This is a genomic window from Phenylobacterium sp. (genome assembly GCF_004799395.1).
GTDB lineage: Bacteria > Pseudomonadota > Alphaproteobacteria > Caulobacterales > Caulobacteraceae > Phenylobacterium.
In genome coordinates, this window is record NZ_SSMZ01000116.1 from 1 (window position 1) to 3159 (window position 3159).

4 protein-coding genes are annotated in these 3159 nt (G+C 69.5%); 3 read left to right on the forward strand and 1 reads right to left on the reverse strand.

All coding sequences use genetic code 11. The features are described 5' to 3' along the window. Window positions 1-111: 111 nt before the first annotated feature. Window positions 112-1041 carry an alpha/beta hydrolase gene (locus E8A12_RS08125; RefSeq protein ID WP_293367468.1) on the forward strand — a complete coding sequence of 310 codons (930 nt, stop codon included), beginning with the start codon at window positions 112-114 and terminating at the stop codon, window positions 1039-1041. On the opposite strand, the gene nhaA is transcribed toward E8A12_RS08125, so the two are convergent. Then, window positions 1038-2240, reverse strand: a complete 1203-nt coding sequence (gene nhaA, locus E8A12_RS08130; protein ID WP_293367470.1) for a Na+/H+ antiporter NhaA — start codon at window positions 2238-2240, stop codon at window positions 1038-1040. The genes E8A12_RS08125 and nhaA overlap by 4 nt on opposite strands. 63 nt (window positions 2241-2303) lie before the next feature. Here nhaA and E8A12_RS08135 point away from each other — a divergent pair, with 63 nt between their 5' ends. Beyond that, the gene (locus E8A12_RS08135) at window positions 2304-2867 is read left to right on the forward strand and encodes a carboxymuconolactone decarboxylase family protein (RefSeq protein ID WP_293367472.1); all 564 of its coding nucleotides are present in this window, start codon (window positions 2304-2306) and stop codon (window positions 2865-2867) included. A gap of 2 nt (window positions 2868-2869) precedes the next feature. After that, window positions 2870-3159: SDR family NAD(P)-dependent oxidoreductase (locus tag E8A12_RS08140; RefSeq protein ID WP_293367474.1), on the forward strand; the 290-nt coding region annotated here is incomplete at its 3' end.

Genomic DNA, 3159 nt, shown 5'->3' on the forward strand with positions numbered 1-3159 from the left:
AGGCGATCCTCGGCTACGTGCCGAAGCAGGCGGCGGAGTAATAACCGCGCACATCGATCAGGGGGTCGCCCGCAAGGCGACCCCTTTTTCGTTTCAGAGGAGATCCGCGCAATGACCCTCGACGCCGAATTCGCCGCCATGCTTGACGCCCAGGCGGAGGCCGCGAAGGCGCAGCCGTTGCCGCCGCTCGACGCCCTGCCGCCGGAGATGGTGCGGGCGGGCTATCGGATGCAGCGCCAGGCGCAGGACCAGAATGCGCCCAAGGATGTCGAGGCCCGCGACCTGACCGTGGCCGGGTCGATTCCAGCGCGGCTCTACCGGCCGGCGGGGCTCGGCGATCCCTCGGGCTTGCTGGTCTATTTCCACGGCGGCGGCTTCGTGATTGGAGACCTGGAGACGCACGACGGCCATTGCCGGCGGCTGGCGAAGGACGGGGCCTGCAGGGTCCTGGCGGTGGACTACCGACTTGCGCCCGAGCATCCGTTCCCGGCCGGTCACGACGACGCCCTGACGGCGACCAAATGGGCGTTCGACAACGCCTCGGACCTGGGCGTGGACCCTCGCCGCATCGCGGTCGGCGGCGACAGCGCCGGCGGCAATCTTGCCGCCTCAGTGGCCCTGGACCTGAAGGACGATCCGCAGCGCAGGATCGCTTTCCAGCTCCTGCTCTACCCCGGCATCTGGCCGGACGCGGAGACGCCGTCGCGCAAGGACCTCGACGGGCCGGTGCTGACGCGGGCTTCGCTGGATTGGTTCGAGAAGCTGCTGGCCGCCGTCGGCCATCCGCACGCCCACCGCGCCATGCTGGGTTCGCGCGACCTGAAGCGCGCCCCGCCGGCGCTGGTGGTGACCGCCGGGTTCGATCCGCTGAAGGACGAGGGCCGCGACTATGCCGCTCGGTTGAAGGCGGCGGGCGTGCCGGCGGCGCACGTGGAATACCCGACCCTGGTCCACGACTTCTACATCATGCACGACGTCTCGCCGGCCGTGGCGACCGCGGCGGCGGAGACCGCGGCGGCGTTGAAAGCCGCGCTGGCCTAGTCTTCTTCGCTTGCGCGCCGGGCCTGGGACCAGGCGAGGACGGCCATGCCTGCGGCGGTGGAGAGCAGCGAGCCGGCGACCACGCCGATCCGCACTTGCGCCTCGGCGGCGACGTCGGTCGAGGGGAAGGCGAGCTGGCCGATGAACAGGCTCATGGTGAAACCGACGCCGCAGAGCAGCGACAGGCCATAGAGCTCGACCCACTTGGCCCCGGTGGGCCGCCGCGCAAGCTTCAGGACGATCACCAGGAAGGCCGCGCCGAAGACGCCCAGCTGCTTGCCGAAGAAGAGGCCCGCGGCGACGCCCAGGGCGATCGGCCCGAAGAGGTCGGGGAGGCCGAGGCCGCGGATGGTGAAGCCCGCCGCGCAGAAGGCGAACAGCGGCAGGATCAGGAAGGCGACGTAAGGGTGCAGGCCCTCCATGAAGTCCTCCAGCACCCCGGGCCGGCCAGGCTTGCGCGGCTCCAGCGGGATGGTCGCGGCCGCGGCGACGCCGGCCAGCGAGGTCGAGATCCCCGACTTGAGCGTGAAACCCCAGACCACCACGAAGCCTATGGCGTAGAGCAGATAGGGCGCGCGACGCCAGCGGCCGAGCAGGCCCATGCCGGTCAGGGCTGCGAGCGCGCCGGCCAGCTCCAGGATACGGAAGTGGTCGGTGAACAGGAGGCCGATCAGGCCCACCGCGCCCAGGTCGTCGACGATGGCGAGCGTCAGCAGGAAGACCCGCAGGTTCGGCGGCAGCTTCGGGCCCGCCACCGCCAGAGCGGCGATGGCGAAGGCGATGTCGGTGGCCACGGGCACGGGCCAGCCCTGCGGCGCTGCGCCGGGGCCCATGTTGATGGCCAGGTAGATCAGCGCCGGTCCGGCCATGCCGCCCAGCGCCGCGATCACCGGCAGGGCCAGGCGACGCGGATTGGCCAGCTCACCGCGGACGATCTCGTATTTGATCTCCAGGCCGACCACGAAGAAGAAGACCGCCATCAGGCCTTCCTTCACCCAGTCAATGATCGACAGGGTCTCGGTGAAGGCGCCCAGCTGGACGGTGAAGGGCTCGCCGATGAAGCCGAAATAGATGTGGGCCCAGGGCGAGTTGGCCAGCGCTATGGCGGCCAGCGCCGCGGTCGCCAGGATCAGGCCCGAGGCGCTCTCGGTCTTCAGGAAATCGAGCGTGATCCGCTTGGCCATGGCTTCGGTTAGCATGGCCGCGCGCCCACCGCTAAGGTAACCGGACGCTGCGCTGACGAACGGCGATGGAGGATCCCGATGCGACTGACCAAGCCCCGGTTCGCGCCGCTCAGCGACGCGGAGATGACGCCAGAGCAGGACGAGGCGCTGAAGGATTTCCGGCCCGGCCCCGTGCTGAACATCTTCCGCACGCTGGCCCGCGCCCCCAAGGCGCTCGCCCGGTTCAACGCCTGGGGCGGCTATGTGCTTTCGCGCCGCAACAACCTGCCGCCGCGCGAACGGGAGATCGTGATCCTGCGCATCGGCTTCCTCTGCAAGTCCGGCTACGAGTGGACCCAGCACCACCGCATCGGCCTGCGCGAGGGACTGAGCGCCGACGAGATTGAGCGGATCAAACGCGGCGCGGGCGCCGGCTGGAGCGCGGCGGATTCGGCGCTGATCAAGATGGCCGACGAACTCCATGCCGACCAGTTCGTGACCGACGCCACGTGGGCCGAGCTTTCCGCCCACTTCACGCCCAAGCAGTGCATGGACGCAGTGTTCACCGCCGGCCAGTACACCCAGGTGTCCATGTTCCTGAACACCTTCGGCGTGCAGCTTGACGAAGGCCAGACCCTCGATCCCGACCTGAAAGGGTTCTGACCATGACCGGCCGTCTGGAAGGCAAGATCGCAGTGGTCGTCGGCGCCGGTCAGACGCCGGGCGAGACCGTGGGCAATGGCCGCGCCATGGCCATCCTGTTCGCCCGCGAGGGCGCCAGCGTGCTCTGCGTCGACCGCATCGAGGAGCGCGCCGAGGAGACCGCCGCACTGATCGGCGAGGAAGACCACGTGGCGTCGGTGCTCGCCGCGGACATCGTCAAGGGCGCGGACTGCGCGAAGATCGTCGAAGCCGCGAGGGACCGCTACGGCCGGCTCGATATCCTGATCAACAA

What these genes read in the sequence shown, in the direction of transcription:
- E8A12_RS08125 (WP_293367468.1), top strand. Translation starts at nt 112, where the DNA reads ATGACCCTCGACGCCGAATTCGCCGCCATGCTTGACGCCCAGGCGGAG.
- nhaA (WP_293367470.1), bottom strand. Translation starts at nt 2,240, where the DNA reads ATGCTAACCGAAGCCATGGCCAAGCGGATCACGCTCGATTTCCTGAAG.
- E8A12_RS08135 (WP_293367472.1), top strand. Translation starts at nt 2,304, where the DNA reads ATGCGACTGACCAAGCCCCGGTTCGCGCCGCTCAGCGACGCGGAGATG.